12 protein-coding genes are annotated in these 19,390 nt (G+C 72.3%); 9 read left to right on the top strand and 3 right to left on the bottom strand.

Annotated elements, in window-relative coordinates:
• Positions 1–66: 66 nt before the first annotated feature.
• Both ACFV6X_RS02975 and ACFV6X_RS02970 read right to left on the bottom strand, forming a co-directional pair.
• Positions 67–1,611 carry an alpha/beta hydrolase gene (locus tag ACFV6X_RS02975; protein ID WP_385376706.1) on the bottom strand — a complete coding sequence of 515 codons (1,545 nt, stop codon included), beginning with the start codon at positions 1,609–1,611 and terminating at the stop codon, positions 67–69.
• A gap of 176 nt (positions 1,612–1,787) precedes the next feature.
• Positions 1,788–4,601, bottom strand: a complete 2,814-nt coding sequence (locus ACFV6X_RS02970) for a YbhN family protein (protein WP_385376703.1) — start codon at positions 4,599–4,601, stop codon at positions 1,788–1,790.
• 186 nt (positions 4,602–4,787) lie between these two features.
• Between ACFV6X_RS02970 and ACFV6X_RS02965 the strand changes: the two genes are divergently transcribed.
• The 5 genes from ACFV6X_RS02965 (at position 4,788) to nudC (ending at position 15,235) form a co-directional block, all read left to right on the top strand.
• Positions 4,788–5,174, top strand: coding sequence for an MGMT family protein (locus ACFV6X_RS02965; RefSeq protein ID WP_385376700.1), 387 nt, complete (start codon positions 4,788–4,790; stop codon positions 5,172–5,174).
• 256 nt (positions 5,175–5,430) lie between these two features.
• On the top strand, positions 5,431–8,985 hold the full coding sequence (locus ACFV6X_RS02960; protein WP_385376697.1) for a UvrD-helicase domain-containing protein: 3,555 nt from the start codon (positions 5,431–5,433) through the stop codon (positions 8,983–8,985).
• A gap of 91 nt (positions 8,986–9,076) precedes the next feature.
• Entirely contained in the window at positions 9,077–12,727 is a 3,651-nt protein-coding gene (locus ACFV6X_RS02955) for a UvrD-helicase domain-containing protein (RefSeq protein WP_385376694.1), read from the top strand.
• Between the two features lie 10 nt (positions 12,728–12,737).
• The gene (locus ACFV6X_RS02950; protein ID WP_385376691.1) at positions 12,738–14,141 is read left to right on the top strand and encodes a dipeptidase; all 1,404 of its coding nucleotides are present in this window, start codon (positions 12,738–12,740) and stop codon (positions 14,139–14,141) included.
• Between the two features lie 149 nt (positions 14,142–14,290).
• Positions 14,291–15,235 (top strand): NAD(+) diphosphatase, encoded by a 945-nt coding sequence (gene nudC, locus ACFV6X_RS02945; protein ID WP_385376689.1) that lies wholly within the window; start codon positions 14,291–14,293, stop codon positions 15,233–15,235.
• Positions 15,236–15,328: 93 nt separating this feature from the next.
• Here nudC and ACFV6X_RS02940 read toward each other — a convergent pair whose 3' ends face one another.
• Positions 15,329–15,586: a mycoredoxin gene (locus tag ACFV6X_RS02940; protein ID WP_385376686.1), complete on the bottom strand. Its 258-nt coding sequence runs from the start codon at positions 15,584–15,586 to the stop codon at positions 15,329–15,331.
• A 230-nt stretch (positions 15,587–15,816) separates the two neighbouring features.
• On the opposite strand from ACFV6X_RS02940, the gene ACFV6X_RS02935 reads away from it, so the two are divergent.
• The 4 genes from ACFV6X_RS02935 (at position 15,817) to ACFV6X_RS02920 (ending at position 19,379) form a co-directional block, all read left to right on the top strand.
• A complete protein-coding gene (locus tag ACFV6X_RS02935) occupies positions 15,817–18,027 on the top strand; it encodes an ATP-dependent DNA helicase UvrD2 (protein WP_385376683.1) in 2,211 nt (736 codons plus the stop codon).
• 164 nt (positions 18,028–18,191) lie between these two features.
• On the top strand, positions 18,192–18,515 hold the full coding sequence (locus ACFV6X_RS02930) for a hypothetical protein (RefSeq protein ID WP_385376680.1): 324 nt from the start codon (positions 18,192–18,194) through the stop codon (positions 18,513–18,515).
• A 175-nt stretch (positions 18,516–18,690) separates the two neighbouring features.
• On the top strand, positions 18,691–19,059 hold the full coding sequence (locus ACFV6X_RS02925; RefSeq protein WP_030038270.1) for a WhiB family transcriptional regulator: 369 nt from the start codon (positions 18,691–18,693) through the stop codon (positions 19,057–19,059).
• Positions 19,056–19,379, top strand: coding sequence for a hypothetical protein (locus ACFV6X_RS02920; RefSeq protein WP_385376677.1), 324 nt, complete (start codon positions 19,056–19,058; stop codon positions 19,377–19,379). Before ACFV6X_RS02925 ends, ACFV6X_RS02920 begins: the two co-directional genes overlap by 4 nt.
• Positions 19,380–19,390 lie beyond the last annotated feature (11 nt).

Here is a 19,390-nt window from a genome sequence, read left to right as displayed (position 1 = left end):
ATGGTAGGCGGAGCGAGCCGAACCCGTCGGAGCCTGTGGATAACCTTTTGACCTGCGGGTTCGCCGTCAGGAGCAGACTGTCCCGCTCGCCGGCACCTTTCCGTCCAGGAGATAGCCGTCCACCGCTCGCTTCACGCACTTGCTCTCGCTGTCGTACGCGCCGTGCCCCTGCCCCTTGTACGTCAGCTCCACGCCGACCCCCTTGCCCAGCGCCTGCACCATCCTGCGGGCACCTTCGTACGGCGTGGCCGGGTCGCCGGTGTTGCCGATGACGAGGATCTGCGCCGAGCCGGGCGCGCTCACGTCCGGATGGTCGGCGGCGCCGGCCACCGCCCAGTCGGTGCAGCTCATCATGGACCAGGCCAGGAAGTCGCCGAACACCGGTGAGGCGGCCCGGAAGTCGGGCAGCCTCCCCTCCACGTACTCGGTGGTGTACCGCGGCTTGTCGTCGGCGCAGTTGATGGAGACGTTGGCCGCGGTGAGGTTGCTGTACTCGCCGTTCTGGTTGCGGCCGTTCAACGAGTCCGACAGCATCATCAGGATCTGTCCCTCCCCGTCGTACGCCTGCTCAAGGCCCTCGGTGAGGTACTCCCAGAAGTCCTGCGAGTACAGGGCCTGGGCGATGCCGCTGGTGGCGGCGGTCTCGGTCAGCTCGCGGGGGAAGATGCCGGGGATCGGCTTGCTGTCCAGGTCCCTGAGCAGCTTGGCGATGCGGTCCTTGACGTCCTGCGCGCTCTCCCCGACCGGACAGTCCTCCTCCTGCGACACGCAGTGCTGTGCGTAGTTGTCGAGCGCGAGCTGGAAGCCCTTGGCCTGCCCCAGTGAGCCCTGTTCGGAGTCCTGCGTGGGGTCGACCACGGCGTCGAACACCGCCCGTCCGACATTCTTCGGGAACAGGTGCGCGTAGACGCCGCCCAGTTCGGTGCCGTAGGAGATGCCGAAGTAGTGGAGCTTGTCGTCGCCGAGCACCTGGCGCATCAAGTCCATGTCACGGGCCGCGTCGGTGGTCCGCACCTGCGGCAGCATCTTCTTGGAGTTCTTCTCGCAGGCGGCGTTGAACTCTCTGACGTTGTCGACGTACTCGGTGCGCTCGGCGGCGTCGTCCGGTGTGGCGTCCTGCTGGAAGTAGACGTCGAGCTGCTGGTCGTTCTCGCACCACACCCCGGCGCTGCGGCCGACCCCGCGCGGGTCGAAACTCACCAGGTCGTAGCGGGTGCGCAGCGTAGTGTAGTCCTCGGCGAACGCGGGCAGCGTCGTGACACCCGAGCCGCCCGGGCCGCCGAAGTTGAAGATCAGCGAGCCGATGCGCTTGTCCGCCGGACCGCTCGTCCTGGCCCGGATCAGCTCGATGCCGATGGTGTCACCCTCCGGGTCGCTCCAGTCGCGGGGCGCCTTCATCGTCGCGCACTGCCAGTCGCCGCCGTTCGGCAGCGGGGACGGGGCGTCACCGCCGCCCTGCGCCTGGTCGGGCGCCGGACAGTCCTTCCAGCTCAGCTTCTGGGCCGTCAGATCCTGGTCCTGGGAGTCGTCGCCGCACCCCGCCAGCACGGTGGACAGCAACACGGCGGAGGCGGTCAGGGCAGCGGCGCGCAGCCGGGAAGGTTTCGGCATGCATCCATCCTGCGCCCGGGAACGCCGGGGCGCTCGCCGTGGGCGGGCCGTACGAGGTACGCGTGGGCGGGGTGGCCTGCGTGACCGAGGGCACGTGGGGGCGTGATCGAGGGCACTCCGGACGGAGCGGCCGAGTGCACGCGCGCGTGCCTCACTTGCCGCCCACACAGGTGTCCCTACAGTGCGCCCTTCCGCGTCAGATGGTTGAACGCCAGCCAGCCCGGCAGCACCGGCAGCCACAGCGTCAGCAGCCGGAACAGCAGTACGGCGGGGGCGGCGACCTCACTGGGGAGGCCGACGGCGATCAGACCGACGGTCAGGGTCGCCTCGACGGCGCCCACACCGCCCGGTGTCGGAGCGGCCGAGCCGAGCGCGTTGCCCGCGAGGAAGACCACGGCGACGCTGGCGATGCTGATCGAGGTCGTCTCGTCGCCGAACGCGCGGATGGAGGCGTCCAGGCACATCACGAAGCAGGCGGTGAGCAGCAGCATGCCGCCGATGCCGGTGACCAGCTTCTGCGGCCGCTGAAGCACGTCCAGCATGCGCGGCACGACACCCGCGAACAGCGACCGCACGCGCGTGGAGACGAACTTCCGCATGAACGGCACGGAGGTCACCACGAGCACCAGCACCGCCACCGTCAGCAGACCCGCGATGACGGTCCTGGACGGCGACAGGGAGGGCGTCTTCTCGGTACCGGTCAGATAGCCGAACGCCAGCAGCATCAGGATGTGGCAGCCGAGTCCGAACAGTTGGGACGCGCCGACGCTGGCCACCGCGAGCCCGGGCCGCACGCCCGAGCGCTGCAGGAAGCGCGTGTTGAGCGCGACACCGCCCACCGCGGCCGGCGCCACGATCTTCACGAAGGAGCCGGCGACCTGCGCGGCCATGGTCCGCAGGAACGGCACCCGCTCGGGTACGAAGCCCAGCAGGGCCATCGCGGCGGCCACATAGCTGAGCGCCGAGAACAGGGCGGCCGCGATGACCCAGCCCCATTCGGCGTTGGCGATCAGAGGCCCGAACTCGATGTGCGTGAGCTGGGTGAGCAGGAAGTACGCGCCGATCGCGCCGGCGATGAGACTCAGCAGCGTGCGCGGCCGCACCCGCTCCAGGCGGGCCGGCTCGACCGGTGCCTGTGGCCGGATCCGGAGCACCTGGTGCCGGATCTGCGTGAGCAGATCGTCCTCGCGCGCCTCGTCCAGGGCTTCGTCGATGGCCCGCTTCTCGGCCCGGTTCTGCGCGCGTACGGCCTTCTTGTCGAGCTTTTCGAGTACGACCGCCGTGTCGTCCCCGGCCGCCTCCAGCCGGGCCTGTTTGGACTGCCGGGAGGCCTCCAGCACCGCCTCACGTTCGCGTTCCGCCCGCTCCCTGGCCAGCCGCCGCAGCGTCGCGCGCGTGGAGCGTGTCAGGGCGATGGGCTGGAGCATGGGCAGGCAGTCGGCCACCGCGTCGGGGCCGAGCACCTCGACGGCGGAGGCCACCGCGCGCTCCGCGCCGACCCGGAGGGCGAGCGTCGTCATCAGCTGGGCGACGTCCATGCGCAGCAGCAGATCGCCTGCCGCGATCTCGCCTCCGCGCAGGTCGGTGAGGATCACCGTGCCGGAACGATCCACCAGAATCGCGTCACCCGCCAGCCTGCGGTGGGCGATGCGCCGCGACTGCAGTGCCCGCACCTGGTGCCAGGTGTGGCGCAGCAGTTCGTCGGTGATCTCCTCCTCGGGCAGCGAGTCGAGGGTGTGGCCGCCGCTGTGCTCGTAGACGAGCATCACCGCGTCGGGGCCGAGTTCGGAGGTCGCGATCAGTCTGGGCGCGTTGGCGCCCGCCGCGATCGCCGCGTAGGCCAGCAGGGCCTCCTGCTCCAGGGCCTGCCGCAGCGACTGCAGGCTGCGCCGGGTGGCGAAGCCGCGCAGGGTCAGGTTGCGCCACACCCGGTAGAAGAAGCCCTGTGCCTGCTGCTCGCGGTCGACGACCGTGACATCCAGGGGTGGGCCGTCCTCCAGGGTGACGAAGTAGCGCCGGCCGCGGGCGCCGGCGTCCGCGGCGTCCAGGGTGTCCTCGCGGGCCGCGCTCACCGGGTGGAAGCCGACCGTCCGCAGGCCCGCCATCAGTGTCCGGCCCGTCGGGCGGACGTTGGGTGAGCCGACCGCGTACAGCGTGCCGTAGGCCACGGTCCAGCCGATCAGCACCGTGAGGATGATCGAGAAGGGGGTGGTGTACCCGGTGACGAGCATCGAGAAGGCGTCGAGCAGCAGCACGATCCACAGCACCGCGCGCCAGCGGGGTCTGCGGGACATGCCGACGGCCGTCATGTACGCGATGACCGGGGCCAGATAGCCGTGCACCGGGTCGGTCAGGGCGTGGATGTCACCGGGCGAGGGCTGGGTGAGGGCGTCCTGGATCGAGTCGGGCGACGCCCGGGCGACCCACAGGTCGGTGGCGAGGGTGACGCCGTGTGCGAGGACCGCCGCGAGCACGCCGTCGGCGATGCGCAGCCCGTCGCGCTTCATCAGCCGCTCGATCGCGAACGCCACCGGCACCAGCAGGATCGCGATGCTGGACGCCAGTCCCGCGATCTTGATGAGCAGGTCGGGCGCCTGTCCGGTGCCCTTGTTGATGTCCTGTTCGAGCCCCGAGGTGGTGCCGTGCGCGAACGCGGCGATGGCGAGCAGCACGCCGATGGCGAGCACGCCCACCAGGAGCCGCATCAGGTCGGAGGGGCGGTGCACGCGCGCGGGGAGGAGTGGCTCGTCGCCCTCGACCTCGTCGGTGCGCGGGTCGCCGGAGTCGTCGCCGGTGCCCCGGCCGGCCGCACCGGCGAAGTCGTGGCGGCTCCGTCCGGCCGTGCCGTCGGCTTCCTCGGCCGTGTCCCGTCGGGCCGGCTCCTCGTCGGCCCCCTTCACGGGCGCGTCGTCCGCGTCGGCGGTGTCCGGGCGCGACGGGGCATCAGGGGTGCTCTCCGCGTCCTGGGCGTGCACACCCTGCTGCTTCATCGTCTCTTCTTGATCTCGTATCACCAGTCACCGCCCGCACGATGGTGGCATGCCCAACCGACACACGGGGGCATCAGGGTGCAAATGCGGGGGCGCACAGTCTGCCCGAAGCTCTGACGCAGGGCGAGGGTCACGCACAGTGGCGAGCGCGTCGCGTTGTCGGAGGTGTGCGGCAGGATGGCGCGAATGAGCGAGGACAGCCTTCCCGAGGACGCCCGCCCGCGGTACGCGCAGGATCTGCCGGAGTACGCCGAGCGGGTCCTGGAGGTCGCCGATCTGATTCCGGAGGGGCGGGTCATGACGTACGGGGACGTCGCCGAGTGGCTGGAGGAGGGCGGCCCCCGGCAGGTCGGCCGGGTGATGGCGCTCTACGGGGGTGCCGTTCCATGGTGGCGGGTCGTCCGGGCGGACGGTGTCCTGCTTCCGGGGCACGAGCTGGAGGCGCTCGGGCACTACCGCGCCGAGGGCACGCCCCTGAAGGAGACGGCCCGGGCGGCCGAGGGTCACCTGCCGCGCGTCGACATGAGACGCGCGCGGTGGGACGGCGGCGAACGCGCGAGGGCTCACACCTGACAGCTTCCGCCATGGAACGCGTCCGCGGGAGGCCTCTGATCCGTACGGGGGAAACAGGGCACATCCGTGGCATGACGTACGTTCGTGGTGCAAGGGACACGCGGGTCCTGTGAGCCGTGCGGGAAGAAGCGGAAGCCCAGCTTCCGTCCGGCCCGTCGGCGTAGCGTCGGCTGCACGTGTCCCCCTCATCCCGCGGCCACCGCCCTGCGCGCACGGCGGTCGGCCCCCACCACAACCACCAGGACCGGCGAACCACGTGAGCTCCTCTTCTTCCACCAGGCGCCTGCCGCACCAGCCGGTGCGGCAGGGGGACCGCGGCGCTTACCGGTTGGTACGTACTCCACCGGCCCGCTCGGCTCCCCCTGGTCTGGACGCGGCACAGCGCGCGGTGGTTGACCACGGTTCCGGTCCCCTGCTCGTCCTCGCAGGCCCGGGAACCGGCAAGACGACCACCCTGGTGGAGTCCGTCGCGGCCGGCATCGCGCGGGGCGTCGACCCCGAGCGGATCCTGGTGCTGACGTTCAGCCGCAAGGCGGCCGTCGAGCTGCGCGACCGGATGGCGCTGCGCATAGGGGCGGCGCGCGCACCTCAGGCGACCACCTTCCACTCGTACTGCTACGCCCTGGTCCGCGCCCACCAGGACAGCGACCTGTTCGTCGAACCGCTGCGGCTGCTGTCCGGCCCCGAACAGGATGTCGCCGTCCGTGAGCTGCTCGCGGGCCAGCCCGGCCTGGAGCGGCTCGGCCTCGCGCACGTGCGCTGGCCGGACGAGCTGCGCGCCTGCCTGACCACCCGGGGCTTCGCCGACGAGGTCCGTGCGGTGCTCGCCCGCAGCCGTGAACTCGGCCTGGGCCCGGAAGCCCTGGACGCCTTCGCCCGCCGCATCGGCCGCCCCGACTGGCGTGCCGCGGCCTCGTTCCTGGCCGAGTACCTCGACGTCCTCGACCTGCAGGGCGTCCTCGACTACGCCGAACTGGTGCACCGCGCGGTGCTCCTCGCCCGCCGCCCCGACGTCGCGGCGGGGCTCGCCGCCCGGTACGACGCCGTGTTCGTGGACGAGTACCAGGACACCGACCCCGCCCAGGTGCGGCTGCTGCACGCCCTGGCCGGCGAGGGCCGCACCCTTGTCGCCTTCGGGGACCCCGACCAGTCGATCTACGCCTTCCGGGGCGCGGACGTGAACGGCATCCTCGACTTCCCCGGCGCCTTCCCGCGCGCGGACGGCCGCCCGGCCCCCGTCGAGGTCCTGCGCACCTCCCGCCGCGCCTCCACCGCCCTGCTCACCGCGACCCGGCTGCTGACCCAGCGGATGCCTCTCACCCGGCTCCCGGCGGAGAAGGTCCGCGCCCACCGGGAGCTGACCCCCCTGAGGGACGGGGGCCGCGTCGAGGTCTACACCTACCCGACGGCCGGCACCGAGCTGGACAACATCGCCGACATCCTGCGCCGCGCGCATCTGGAGGACGGCCTCCCATGGAGCGAGATGGCGGTCCTGGTACGAGCCGGATCCCGCATGATCCCGACGGTGCGCCGTGCCCTCACGGCCGCCGGCGTACCCCTGGACATCGACGGCGACGACGTGCCGCTGCGCCACGAGCCGGCCGTGGCACCGCTGCTGACGGCACTGCGGGCGGTGGCTTCGGCGGAGGCGGGGCTGCGTCCCCAATGGAGCGCGGAGGGCGTGGAGACGGGGGAGGGGGCTGCGGACGTACCGTCAGAAATCGGAAAACCTTCTGGCGAGCCACAGCCCCAGCCGGATTCCGCGCCGCAGCCCGAGCCCGAGCCCGAGCCGCAGCACGAGTCGGATTCCGACTCCGAGGCCGAGCCGCAGCCCGAGCCCGAGTCGCGGTCCGAGCCGAATTCCGAGCCCCAGCCCGAGCCGGGTTCGGCCTCGCAGCCCGAGCCGGATGCCGAGACCGCGCCGGAGGCGGCGACGTGCTGGCTCGGCACCGAGACCGCGCTCACCCTCCTCGCCTCGCCCCTCGCCGGCATGGACGCCGCAGACCTGCGCCGGCTCGGGCGCGCCCTGCGCGACGAGGAGCGGGCCGCGGGCAACGCCGTGCCACCGCCGTCGGACGAACTGCTCGCGCGCGCGCTCGCCGAACCCGAGCGTCTGGTGGCGCACGACCCGGCGTACGCGCGCGGCGCCCAGCGCCTGGGCGCGTTGCTGCAGAAGGCGCGTGCACGGCTCGCCGGCGGTGGCACGGCCGAGGAGGCCCTCTGGGACCTGTGGGAGGGCACGCCGTGGCCCGCCCGCCTGGAACGGGCAACCCGCCGAGGTGGTGCGGCCGGACGCAACGCCGACCGCGATCTGGACGCCGTGTGCGCGCTGTTCGCGACCGCGGCCCGCGCGGAGGAGCGCACCGGCGGCCGCGGCGCACTGAACTTCCTGGAAGAGCTTCAGGCCGAGGACATCGCCGCCGACACCCTCGCGGGCCGTACCGTACGGCCCGACGCCGTACGCCTGATGACCGCGCACCGCGCCAAGGGGCTGCAGTGGCGGCTCGTCGTCGTGGCGGGCGTCCAGGAAGGCCTGTGGCCGGACCTGCGCCGCCGCGGCTCCCTCCTGGAGGCCGACCGGATCGGCCGCGACGGACTCGCCGAACCGCTCACCCCGGGTGCCCTCCTCGCCGAGGAGCGCCGCCTGTTCTACGTCGCCACCACGCGCGCGCGTGAACGCCTCGTCGTCACCGCGGTCAAGGCCCCCGCCGACGACGGCGACCAGCCCTCCCGCTTCTTGACGGAGCTCGGCGTCGAACCCAGGGACGTCACCGGCCGCCCCCGCCGCCCGCTGTCCGTGGCCGCGCTCGTCGCCGAACTGCGCGCGACGACCGTCGACCCGCACGCGTCCGACGCTCTCAGGGAGGCCGCCGCCCGCCGGCTGGCCCGGCTCGCCGCCCTCGCCGACGAGGAAGGCCGCCCGCTGGTCCCGTCCGCGCATCCGTACCGCTGGTGGGGCATGTTCGAACCCACCGAGTCCAAGGTGCCGCTGCGCGATCGCGACCAGCCCGTCGTGCTGTCGGGCAGCGCCCTGGACCAGCTCGCCAACACCTGCGCCCTGCAGTGGTTCCTCGGCCGTGAGGTGAAGGCCGACGCGCCCGCCACCGTCGCGCAGGGCTTCGGCAACGTGGTGCACGTCCTCGCCGACGAGGTTGCCTCCGGGCGCACCCCGGCCGACCTCGACGTGCTCATGGAGCGCCTCGACTCGGTGTGGAACGCCCTGGCTTTCGACGCTCCGTGGAAGTCCGCGCAGGAGAAGCAGCACGCGCGCGTGGCGCTCGAACGCTTCCTCCAGTGGCATGTGATGGACCGCACGGGACGCACGCCGGTGGCGAGCGAGCACGACTTCGACGTCACGCTCGGAGCGGGCGACTACGAGGTGCGCATCCGCGGCTCCATGGACCGGGTCGAGGCGGATGGCGAAGGACGCGCGTACGTCGTCGACTTCAAGACCGGCAAGCAGGCCCCCACCTCCAAGGAGGTGGGGCGCCATCCCCAGCTGGCCGTCTATCAGCTGGCGGTGCGCGAGGGCGCCGTGGACGAGGCGTTCGACGGCGTGCGCCCCGAGCCGGGCGGCGCCGAACTGGTCCAGCTGCGTCAGGGCGCCGCCAAGCGGGACGGCGGCGAGACGCTGCCCAAGGTGCAGGCCCAGGAACCCCTTGAGGGGGAGTGGGCCGGCGAGCTGCTGGCGACGGCGGCCGGCAAGGTGCTCGACGAGCGGTTCTCACCCACGACCGGCCAGCACTGCGCGCACTGCGCGTTCCGGGCGTCGTGCAGCGCCCGCCCCGAGGGACGCCACGTGGTCGAGTGACATAGGGCACGGTACGGTCTGACCTGCGCTTCTCCCGCTCCGGCGGCCGATTCGGCATGCGTTGTCAGTGCCCGCCGCTAGCCTCTCTGAGGTGTCCGCACGTATCACCGATCCCGAGCAGCTCAAGGAGCTCCTCGGGATTCCGTTCACCCCGGAGCAGACGGCCTGCATCATCGCGCCGCCCGCCCCGCAGGTGATCGTGGCCGGAGCCGGCTCCGGCAAGACGACGGTGATGGCGGCACGAGTGGTGTGGCTGGTCGGCACCGGCCAGGTCGCGCCCGAACAGGTGCTCGGCCTCACGTTCACCAACAAGGCCGCCGGTGAACTCGCCGAGCGGGTGCGCAAGGCGCTCGTGAGGGCCGGCGTCACCGACCCCGATGTCATCGACCCGGACAATCCGCCCGGCGAGCCGGTGATCTCGACCTACCATGCCTTCGCGGGCCGCCTGCTGACCGACCACGGCCTGCGCATCGGCCTCGAACCGACCTCCCGCCTGCTCGCCGACGCCACCCGCTACCAGCTCGCCGCGCGCGTGCTCCGCGAAGCCCCGGGCCCCTACCCGGCGCTGACCCGCTCCTTCCCGGACCTCGTCAGCGACCTCCTCGCCCTCGACTCCGAGCTGGCCGAACACCTCGTACGGCCCGAGAGCCTGCGCGCGTGGGACGCCGAGCTGCTGCGCACGCTGGACGGCGCCAAGCTCACCAACGCGGACCTGCGCAAGGTCCCCGACACCGCCGCCGCCCGCCGGGAACTCGTCGAACTGGTCCTGCGGTACCGGGCGGCCAAGCGCGAGCGGGACCTGCTCGACTTCGGCGACCAGATCGCCCTCGCCGCACAGCTCGCCCAACTCCCCGACGTCGGCCGCATCCTGCGCGACGAGTTCCGCGTGGTCCTTCTCGACGAGTACCAGGACACGTCCGTCGCCCAACGCGTCCTCCTGGCGGGCCTGTTCGGCGGCGGCACCGGCCACCCCGTGACCGCCGTCGGCGACCCCTGCCAGGCCATCTACGGCTGGCGCGGCGCCTCCGTCGCCAACCTCGACGACTTCCCCGAGCACTTCGCCCACCCCGACGGCAGCACAGCCGAGCGCCAGGCGCTCAGCCAGAATCGCCGCAGCGGCGGCCGGCTCCTGGACCTCGCCAACGGTCTGGCCGAGCCGCTGCGCGCCATGCACGCGGGCGTGGAGGCCCTCCGCCCGGCTCCCGGCGCCGAACGCGACGGCATCGTCCGCTGCGCGCTGCTGCGCACGCACGCAGAGGAGATCGACTGGATCGCCGACTCCCTCGCCCACCTCGTCCGCACCGGCCAGGAGCCCGGCGAGATCGCGGTGCTGTGCCGCACGGCGACCGACTTCGCCGAGATCCAGGGCGCGCTCGTCGCCCGCGGCATTCCCGTGGAGGTCGTCGGCCTCTCCGGACTGCTGCACCTGCCCGAGGTGGCCGACCTGGTCGCCGTCTGCGAGGTGCTCCAGGACCCGGGCGCCAACGCCTCCCTGGTCCGCCTGCTGACGGGCCCGCGCTGGCGCATCGGCCCGCGCGACCTCGCCCTGCTCGGCAGGCGTGCGCGGGTGCTCGTGTCGCACGCGCGCGTGGAGGGGGACGACGACCCCGACCGCAGGCTCGCCGAGGCGGTCGAGGGGGTCGACCCGGCCGAGGTGATCTCGCTGGCCGACGCCCTGGACACGTTCCTGGAGTCGCCGATGGGGGGCGGCGGGGACGACGACGGGCTGCCGTTCTCGCCGGACGCGCGCGTGCGGTTCGCCCGCCTCGCCGCCGAGCTGCGCGACCTGCGCCGCTCCCTGTCCGACCCGCTCATGGACGTCCTGCACCGCGTCCTCGCCGTCACCGGCCTGGAGGTCGAGCTGTCGGCGTCTCCGCACGCCCTCGCCGCCCGCCGCCGCGAGACCCTGTCCAACTTCCTGGACGTCGCCGCTTCCTTCGCCGCCGACGAGAGCGAGGCGAGCCTGCTCGCGTTCCTGGGCTTCCTGCGTACCGCAGCCCAGTACGAGAAGGGCCTCGACAACGCGCTGCCGGGCGGCGAGAACACCGTCAAGGTGCTCACCGCGCACAAGTCCAAGGGCCTGGAGTGGGACGTCGTCGCCGTCCCCGGGCTCGTCACCGGCACGTTCCCCAGCGGCCAGGGCCGCGAGAAGTGGACCGCCCAGGCGAAGGTGCTCCCGCACGAGCTGCGCGGCGACGCCGACACGCTGCCCGACATCCGGACATGGGACGCGCGCGGTATGAAGGCCTTCCACGAGGCGATGAAGGACCACCAGCACATCGAGGAACTCCGCCTCGGCTACGTCACCTTCACCCGTCCCCGCTCCCTCCTCCTCGGCTCCGGCCACTGGTGGGGCCCCACCCAGAAGAAACCGCGCGGCCCCTCCGACTTCCTCCTCGACCTCTACCAACACTGCGCCGCCGGTCACGGCGAGATCGAGGCGTGGGCGGACGAACCCGCCGAGGACGAGGAGAACCCCGCCCTCCATCAGGCGACCGCCGACCAGTTGTGGCCACTGCCCCTGGACGCCGCCGCCCAGGCCCGGCGCCGCACGGCCGCCGAGACGGTCCTGGCCCACCTCGACGCCCTCACCGCCCACGACGACGACCACCCGGCCGCGGTGCACGACCCCGACGCCTACGGCGACCCGGAGTGGCCACCACCGCCGGACGACGAGGACCCCGACGGCATCCGTGACGAAGCCGACGCCATCCCCTATGAAGGGGACGCCTACGAGGCCTATGAGGCCTACGAGGAGGAGGACCCGGGCGACTGGGACTCCTGGGACACGCACCGGCCCGCGAACACGGACCCGCCCGCGGACACGCACCGGCCCCCGGACGCGGACCCGCACGGGCCGGCGGACGCGCCCCGCCCCGCGCCGGGATCCCACCCCGCGCGGGGCCCCCGCCCGACCGTCCCGCACCAGGCGGCGCCCCCGGACGCCGACGTGACCCAGGTCGCCCGCCCGTACCTGCCGCTGTCCGGGCCGAGCACCCTCACCCCGGAGCTCACCCCGGAGGAGTCCCGCGCCATCGCCTCCTGGGACCGCGACCTCGACGCCCTCACGGGCGAGCTGCTCCGCGCGCGGGAAACCGTCACGGAGGTTCCGCTGCCGGCCTCGCTGACCGCGTCCCAGCTGCTGCGCCTGGCCGCCGACCCGGACGGCTTCGCGCAGGAACTGGTCCGGCCCATGCCGCGGCCGCCACAGCCCGCGGCCCGCCGGGGCACGCGCTTCCACGCCTGGGTGGAGGCCCGCTTCGAGGAGCTGACGCTGCCCATGCTGGAGCCCGAGGAACTGCCGGGCAGTGACGCCGAGATCGCCGACGAACGCGACCTCGAGGCCCTGAAGGAGGCCTTCGAGCGCACCGAGTACGCCCACCGCACGCCCTACCGGGTCGAGGCGCCTTTCCAGCTGGCCATCGCCGGCCGCGTCGTGCGGGGCCGTATCGACGCCGTGTATCGGGACGGGGACGGCGAGGGGACGACGTACGAGATCGTCGACTGGAAGACGGGGCGGGGCCGGTCCGCCGACGCCCTCCAGCTCGCCCTGTACCGGCTGGCCTGGGCCGAGCAGCAGGGCGTGCCCCTGGAGTCGGTCACGGCCGTGTTCGTGTACGTGCGGACCGGCGAGGTCGCGCGGCCGGACGACCTCCCCGGCCGGGCCGCGCTGGAACGGCTGCTGCTGGACGAGCCGTACGGTGACGAACCGCACGAACAGGGTGTCAGCGCGGGCCGATAGGCTCGTGAGCATGAGCGAGACCCCGGACAGCGCCGTCCGCACGTACATCGACCGGCACCGTGCCGCCTTCCTCGACGATCTCGGCGAGTGGCTGCGCATCCCGTCGGTGTCCGCGCAGCCCCAGCACGCTTCCGACGTGCGGCGCAGCGCCGACTGGCTCGCGAGCAGGCTCAAGGAGACCGGTTTCCCGACCGCCGAGGTCTGGCAGACGCCGGGCGCCCCCGCCGTCTACGCCGAGTGGCCCTCGGACGACCCGCAGGCCCCCACGGTCCTCGTCTACGGCCACCACGACGTGCAGCCCGCCGCCCGCGAGGACGGCTGGGACAGCGACCCCTTCGACCCCGTCGTCCGGGAGAACCGCCTCTACGCGCGCGGGGCGGCCGACGACAAGGGACAGGTGTTCTTCCACACCCTCGGAGTCCGCGCCCACCTCGCCGCCACGGGCCGCACCACCCCGGCCGTCAACCTGAAGCTGCTGATCGAGGGTGAGGAGGAGTCCGGGTCGCCGTGCTTCCGGGCCCTTGTCGAGGAGCACGCGGGACGGCTCGCCGCCGACGCGGTGATCGTCTCCGACACCGGGATGTGGTCCGAGGACACCCCCACGGTGTGCACGGGCATGCGCGGCCTCGCCGAGTGCGAGATCCGGCTGTACGGCCCCGACCAGGACATCCACTCCGGCTCCTTCGGCGGCGCCGTACCCAACCCGGCGACCGCCGTCGCCCGCCTGGTCACCGCCCTGCACGACGAGCACGCGCGCGTGGCGATCCCCGGCTTCTACGACGGTGTCGTCGACCTCACCGACCAGGAGCGCGCGCTCTTCGCCGAGCTCCCCTTCGACGAGCCCCAGTGGCTGCGCACCGCCAAGTCGCACGCCACCCAGGGCGAGGCCGGACACACCACTCTCGAGCGCGTCTGGGCCCGCCCCACCGCCGAGGTCAACGGCCTCGGCGGCGGCTACCAGGGCCCGGGCAGCAAGACGATCATCCCGTCCTCGGCGATGGTGAAGCTCTCCTTCCGCCTGGTCGCCGGGCAGCACCCGGACCACATCGAGCAGGTGGTCCGCGCCTGGGCCGCCGACCAGGTGCCCGCCGGCATCCGGCACGAGATCGCCTTCTCCTCGGCCACCCGTCCCTGCCTGACACCGCTGGACCACCCCGCGCTGCAGTCGGTCGTACGCGCCATGAGCCGCGCCTTCGGCCAACCGATCCGCTACACGCGCGAGGGCGGCTCCGGACCGGCGGCCGACCTCCAGGAAGTCCTCGGCGCACCCGTTCTCTTCCTGGGGATCTCCGTCCCCTCCGACGGCTGGCACGCGCCGAACGAGAAGGTCGAGCTGGACCTGCTCCTCAAGGGCGCCGAGACCACCGCGTACCTCTGGGGCGACCTCGCCGAGCACTGGCGCCATGCGCCCTGACCGCCATGGTCGAGGGGGCGCCCCGCGCGCGGCACACTGGAGAGGCCGCCCGCGCCACGGCGGCCCCGCCGGACCCGGTCGCCTCCCGCCACACATCCCGCTGAACCGCCGCCGAATCAACCGTTCCACCGGGGGAGTTGGAAGCACCCGTGACCACCTGGACCGACCACACCGCCGACCGACCCATCTCGCTCACCGCCCCGAGCGGCATCGACCGTGCCGCGCATCACCGGCTCGACGAGGCCTGGCTGGCGGCGGCATGGAGCCACCCCACGACCCGCTGCTTCGTGGTCTCAGGCGGCCAGGTCCTCATCGACGAGACGTCCGAAGGACGGACCGAACTCGTCATGGGCCCGTCCTTCGAAGCCCCGCTCACCGAGGCACACCGCTACTTCCTCGGCATCGACGAGGACGGCGTCAGCTACTTCGCGCTCCAGAAGGACGCGCTGCCCGGCCGCATGGACCAGTCCGCGCGCCCGGCGGGCCTGCGCGAGGCCGGCCTCCTGCTGTCGCCGCGTGACGCGGGCCTGATGGTCCACGCGGTCGGCCTGGAGAACTGGCAGCGCACCCACCGCTTCTGCTCCCGCTGCGGCGAGCGCACGGTCATCGCGGCGGCCGGGCACATCCGCCGCTGCCCTGCCTGTGGCGCCGAGCACTACCCGCGTACCGACCCCGCCGTGATCATGGCCGTCACCGACGAGGAGGACCGCATCCTGCTCGGCCGCCAGGTCCACTGGCCCGAAGGGCGCTTCTCCACGCTGGCCGGCTTCGTCGAGCCGGGCGAGTCCATCGAGCAGTCGGTACGCCGAGAGGTCCGAGAGGAGGCCGGCATCACGGTCGGCCAGGTCGAGTACGTGGCCAGCCAGCCCTGGCCCTTTCCGTCCAGCCTCATGCTCGGCTTCATGGCCCGCGCCACCTCCACCGAGATCGACGTCGACGGCGACGAGATCAGCGAGGCCCGCTGGTTCTCCCGCGACGAACTGCGCGCAGCCTTCGACTCGGGCGAGGTGATGCCGCCGTACGGCATCTCGATCGCCGCCCGCCTGATCGAGCTCTGGTACGGCAAGCCCTTGCCGACGCGCAGCACGTTCTGACAGGAGAAGGGCTGCTGAGGACGGTGTCCGGTGAGGTCGTGGCCCAAAGGAAAGGCCCTCGCCGGACACTGTCCGGCGAGGGCCCTCAGCAGGTCAGGCGCTGAGCGCCTGCTTCACCTGGGCGAGGCTCGGGTTGGTCATGACGACCTCCGTGCCGCCCGCGAGGGGCACGATCCGCACGGTCGGCACCGTCTGATTCCCACCGTTCGCCTTCTCCACGAACGCGGCGGACTCCGGGTCCTGCTCGATGTTGATCTCGTCGTACGCGATGCCCTCGCGGTCCAGCTGGCTCTTCAGCCGGCGGCAGTAGCCACACCACGTGGTGCTGTACATCGTCACAGTGCCCAGCATGTCTCTCGCGCTCCTTCGGCGGGTCGGGGAAGTGGTCGCAGAGAGGGAACGTACGCGATGTCGGCGCCATTCCCCGCTGCCCGCTGCCCGCTCCCGTCGCCCCCTCCCCGCCGCCCGCCGCCCGCCGCCCGCCGCCTGATGACGTGATCCCTGCCGCATTAGTACGACCGCGTGGCCCCGCCTGTGGATAACCGGCTCACCCGTCTCCGGCGACCTGGCAGCATGGCGGTGTGACAGCAGCAACCCACTCCACCCTCTTCCCGCGGGTACCGGATTCGGCCGACGCGGTGCTCGAAGGGCTCGACCCCGAGCAGCGCGAGGTCGCCACCGCGCTGCACGGACCGGTGTGCGTGCTGGCAGGCGCGGGCACCGGAAAGACCCGGGCGATCACCCACCGGATCGCCTACGGCGTGCGCGCCGCAATCCTGCACCCGTCCAGCGTGCTCGCCGTCACCTTCACCAACCGCGCCGCCGGCGAGATGCGCGGCCGCCTGCGCCAGCTCGGCGCCGCCGGAGTCCAGGCCCGTACGTTCCACTCGGCGGCCTTGCGTCAGCTCCAGTACTTCTGGCCGAAAGCAGTCGGCGGTTCGATGCCCCGGCTGGTCGACCGCAAGGTCCAGCTCGTCGCCGACGCGGCCGCCGCCTGCCGCATCCGCCTCGACCGGGGCGAGCTGCGGGACGTCACCGGTGAGATCGAGTGGTCCAAGGTCACCCAGACCGTCCCGTCCGACTACGCGCTCGCGGCCGCGAAGGCCGGCCGCGAGGCACCCCGCGATCCCGCCGAGATCGCCCAGGTCTACGCCGCCTACGAGGACCTCAAGCGCGACCGCGCGGTCATCGACTTCGAGGACGTCCTGCTGCTGACCGTCGCCGTCCTCCAGGACCGGCACGACATCGCCGACCAGGTACGTGCGCAGTACCAGCACTTCGTGGTGGACGAGTACCAGGACGTCAGCCCCCTCCAGCAGCGCCTGCTGGATCTCTGGCTCGGCGACCGGGACAACCTGTGCGTCGTCGGCGACGCCAGCCAGACGATCTACTCGTTCACGGGCGCAACCCCCGACTACCTCCTGGACTTCCGCACCCGTCACCCCGGCGCCACCGTCGTCAAGCTCGTCCGCGACTACCGCTCCACGCCCCAGGTCGTCCACCTCGCCAACGGACTGCTCGCCCAGGCCCGTGGCCGCGCCGCCGACCATCGGCTGGAACTGGTCTCCCAGCGCCCCGCAGGCCCTGAGCCCGTCTACAGCGAGTACACCGACGAGCCCGACGAGGCCGAGGGCGCCGCCCGCCGCATCCGCGAACTTCTCGACTCCGGCTTCCCGGCCGGCGAGATCGCCATCCTGTTCCGTACGAACGCCCAGTCCGAGACCTACGAGCAGGCACTCGCCGACGCCGGGATCCCCTACCAGTTGCGCGGCGCCGAGCGGTTCTTCGACCGGCCCGAGGTGCGCAAGGCCGGCATCGCCCTGCGCGGCGCCGCCCGCTTCGGCGGCAACGACTCCCTCCTCGACGAGGCCGTCGACCTGCCGTCCCAGGTGCGCGCCGTGCTCTCCGGAGAGGGCTGGACGACCACGCCCCCGGCGGGCTCCGGCGCCGTCAGAGAGCGCTGGGAGTCGCTGGCCGCGCTCGTCGGCCTCGCCCAGGACTTCGCAGCCGCCCGGCCCGGAGCCACCCTGGCCGACCTCGTCGCGGAACTCGACGAACGGGCGAACGCCCAGCACGCCCCCACCGTGCAGGGCGTCACCCTCGCCTCCCTGCATTCGGCCAAGGGCCTGGAGTGGGACGTCGTCTTCCTGGTCGGAGTCGCCGAGGGCATGATGCCGATCACCTACGCGAAGACCGACGAACAGATCGAGGAGGAACGCCGTCTCCTCTATGTCGGTGTCACCCGCGCCCGCTCGCACCTGCACGTCTCCTGGGCGCTCGCCCGCTCACCCGGCGGCCGCCCGAGCCGGCGCCCGAGCCGCTTCCTCGACGGACTGCGCCCCGGCTCCGGAGCCGCTTCGGGCCGCGCCGGCGCGGGCGCGGCGGGCGGCATCGAGCGCGGCTACTCCAGTGGGGCGAACCGCACGGGTGGCGTCGCCGCTCCGAGACGGACGCAGCGCGCGCCCGCGCGCTGCCGGGTCTGCGGACGCACCCTCACCGACGCCGGTGAGATGAAGCTGATGCGCTGTGAGGACTGTCCGTCCGACATGGACGAGGGGCTGTACGAGCGGTTGCGGGACTGGCGTGCGGTGCAGGCCCGGCGCAGCGGTCAGCCCGCCTTCTGCGTCTTCACCGACAAGACCCTCGTGGCGATCGCCGAGACCGCCCCGGACGACGAGGGCGAGCTGGCACGGATCCCGGGCGTCGGGATGCGCAAGCTCAACCGCTACGGAGCCGATGTTCTGGCCATCTGCGCAGGCCAACAGCCCGAAGGAGGGGAAGACGGGGACTGATACGAACTCGTCGAAAAAATAGTTTGCGCATGCCCCAGCAATCCCCATAGGTTCTTAGGCACGGGAACAGCGGCCTTCTCGGAGGCCCTGATTCCGTGTTCTACTTGCATATCCGCAGACTGGTTGACCCCAGTCCCCCGAGACGCCGAGAGGAGGCGAGTCCAGTGATCAGCATCAAGAAGAGCTCCACCAGCATCGTCAAAATGACCGATCGCTCGGTCGCTTCCCTGTGCATGCTCGGCGTCTCCAACCCGGGCACCGGTCTGTCCGGCATTCGTGCCGTCCGTCCGGCGTCCTCCCTGTCTCTCGCGGTCCTTCCCGTCCGTGAGCGCAATGAGCGACCGACCAAGGCACTGGAAGCAGCAGTAGTGGCACAGGCCCAGGCCTATGCCTTTACGGCGACCGGTGCCGGATTCCGGAAGCAGACGACGCAGCACCACCAGATGTGGGCCTTCCGTGGGCCAGAACCCTGGAGTGATCCAGCCTGATCGGCAATCAGGCCGGCGCCTTCAGGGCCGCGGAACCCCATCCGGGATCCGCGGCCCTTCTGTTTGTCCCGAACGGGACGACGGAGCGAAGGGGCCTCGGGACAAGAAAAGAACCCGGTACCAGCCGCCACCCGGTCCAACCCGACCGGAACGACCAGACGAGGAAGCCAACACCGTGCAACTCGAAGCGCACGCCCCGTCCGTACCGCCTTCCGAAACGATCCCCCCGCCCGGCCTCACGGAGGACTCCACCTTGACCCCGCTCACTGCGCTCACCGCGCTCGACGACGCCATCGAGAACCTCGGCGTACCCGTCCCGTGCCGTTCCTACGACCCGGAGGTCTTCTTCGCGGAGTCCCCGGCGGACGTCGAGTACGCCAAGTCCCTCTGCCGTACCTGCCCGCTGGTCGAGGCCTGCCTCGCCGGCGCCAAGGAGCGGCGTGAGCCCTGGGGCGTCTGGGGTGGCGAGCTGTTCGTCCAGGGTGTCGTCGTCGCCCGGAAGCGGCCGCGTGGCCGCCCGCGGAAGAACCCGGTCACGGCATGAACACCGCAGGAACGATCGACCGTCCCTTCACGCACGACCCCCAGAAGCAGGCCCCGATGAAGCCGTCCACCAACGAGCCCACCGGCTCCGCGACATCAGACGTCACCACCACCGGCGCGAACGACTCGCGTCAGAACAGGACCCGAGAGATGCAACTCATCCCAGAAGCCCTGGCTCGTGCGCATATGCACGACCGCCTGCATGAGGCGCGGGAGCAGCGACGGGCCGTGAGCCTGGTGGCGGCCCGCCGGATGCAGCGCCGGGCCGAGCGCGCCTCGCGGCGTGCCCGCCGGGCGCTGGCCATGGCCGTCATGCAGTAACCGACACACCT

The sequence above is a fragment of the Streptomyces sp. NPDC059861 genome, from assembly GCF_042731435.1.
Classification (GTDB): Bacteria; Actinomycetota; Actinomycetes; order Streptomycetales; family Streptomycetaceae; genus Streptomyces.
This window is presented reverse-complemented; position numbering and strand designations above follow the sequence as displayed.

What these genes read in the sequence shown, in the direction of transcription:
- ACFV6X_RS02975 (WP_385376706.1), bottom strand. Translation starts at nt 1,611, where the DNA reads ATGCCGAAACCTTCCCGGCTGCGCGCCGCTGCCCTGACCGCCTCCGCC.
- ACFV6X_RS02970 (WP_385376703.1), bottom strand. Translation starts at nt 4,601, where the DNA reads ATGAAGCAGCAGGGTGTGCACGCCCAGGACGCGGAGAGCACCCCTGAT.
- ACFV6X_RS02965 (WP_385376700.1), top strand. Translation starts at nt 4,788, where the DNA reads ATGAGCGAGGACAGCCTTCCCGAGGACGCCCGCCCGCGGTACGCGCAG.
- ACFV6X_RS02950 (WP_385376691.1), top strand. Translation starts at nt 12,738, where the DNA reads ATGAGCGAGACCCCGGACAGCGCCGTCCGCACGTACATCGACCGGCAC.
- ACFV6X_RS02940 (WP_385376686.1), bottom strand. Translation starts at nt 15,586, where the DNA reads ATGCTGGGCACTGTGACGATGTACAGCACCACGTGGTGTGGCTACTGC.
- ACFV6X_RS02920 (WP_385376677.1), top strand. Translation starts at nt 19,056, where the DNA reads ATGAACACCGCAGGAACGATCGACCGTCCCTTCACGCACGACCCCCAG.